The sequence below is a fragment of the Bacteroides sp. AM23-12 genome (assembly GCF_003434395.1).
Classification (GTDB): domain Bacteria; phylum Bacteroidota; class Bacteroidia; order Bacteroidales; family Bacteroidaceae; genus Bacteroides; species Bacteroides thetaiotaomicron.
Genome location: NZ_QTLF01000093.1, coordinates 1 through 1,242, shown reverse-complemented (window position 1 = coordinate 1,242; position 1,242 = coordinate 1). Strand labels below are relative to the sequence as shown.

Below are 1,242 nucleotides of genomic sequence, written 5' to 3'. Positions count from 1 at the left end.
GAACGGACACGGCGCACGCCGGTAGCCCCGTTTACAGCTGTTTCGACGGGGAAGGTGACGAGCTGTTCCACTTCCTCGGCTGCCATACCGTTGGCTTCGGTCATGATGACCACTGTCGGGGCGTTCAGGTCGGGAAACACGTCTACTTCCGTGTGCATGGCGGTGTAAGTCCCCGCAATAAGCAGGAGGATGGCCGCGCAGAGCACAACCAGTCGGTTGTGCAGGGAGTAATGTATGATTTTATTTAGCATGATATTTCATTGATTAAGTTTGGTTCCTCCCGGTTTACTTTTGAGCAGTGCCGGGCAGGGGATAAACTTGCGTGACTATAAATGAGTTCTGTGTGTGCCGCAAGAGAACTTGGATGCGGCACCTTGCCGCTAGTGCTCATGACTGTGGGCAGGGATGGCGTTGCTTGCGCTTGCCAGGCGAACTTGGTATGCGCCTTCGGTCACTACACGGTCTCCGGGTTTGATTCCGGTCAGGATTTGTACACTTTTGCCATTGTCGGCGCCGAGGGTCACTTCCTGTTTCTTGTAGCCTTCTTCATCGAGTTGCAGGTAGACGAAGAAGATGCCTTGCTCTTCCGTCAGGGCGGTGCGGGGCACGGATATCACGTTTTCCAGTTGGGAGGAAAGCAGATAAACTTCGACGAATGATCCCGGAATCACTTCTCCTTTATTGTCAAATTCGAAGGTGACGGGCACGTAGAAAGAGTTGTCTCCGGAAGTTTTCCCGAAGGAAAGCAGTCTGCCGCTCAGTTCATTCAGTTCGTAGACCTCATTATTATAAGGTGTCCGGAAATTGGCGGAACTGATTGTGCGGAGATACGGGTAGTATTTTTCCGATACTTCGGCACGGAGGAAAAGCCGGCGGTTCTGTGTCACGCTGACCAGTGGCTGACCGATGGTTACGTAGTCTCCCTCATTGACCAGAATACTTTTCACGTATCCGGCAATGGGCGCGGTGATATTCTGACCGATGGCCGAGTGGTTTTTGGCGAGCGCTTCGTAGCTGATACGGGCGTTTTCGTAGTTCTGCTCCGCCTGTGCGAAATCCTTGTCGGACACAATCTTGTTTTTGACGAGCGACTTCATTCGTTCGTATTCCTTTTTGGATACTTCGTAAGCGATTCGGGCACGTTGTACGGGGTCACCGTCGGCGATGTTGTGCGAAGAAATAGTCACCAGCGGAGTGCCGCGACCGACGCTCATTCCTTCCGTCACCTTGCCGCGGAAAGAA

Annotated in this window: 2 protein-coding genes; both read right to left on the bottom strand. The window is 52.9% G+C overall.

Annotated elements, in window-relative coordinates; genetic code table 11:
- Nucleotides 1-251, bottom strand: a 251-nt coding sequence (locus DW640_RS23250) for an efflux RND transporter permease subunit (protein WP_147326409.1), incomplete at its 3' end; no start/stop codon positions are given.
- 129 nt (nt 252-380) lie between these two features.
- On the bottom strand, nt 381-1,242 hold an 862-nt coding region (locus DW640_RS23245; protein WP_117579005.1), incomplete at its 5' end, for an efflux RND transporter periplasmic adaptor subunit.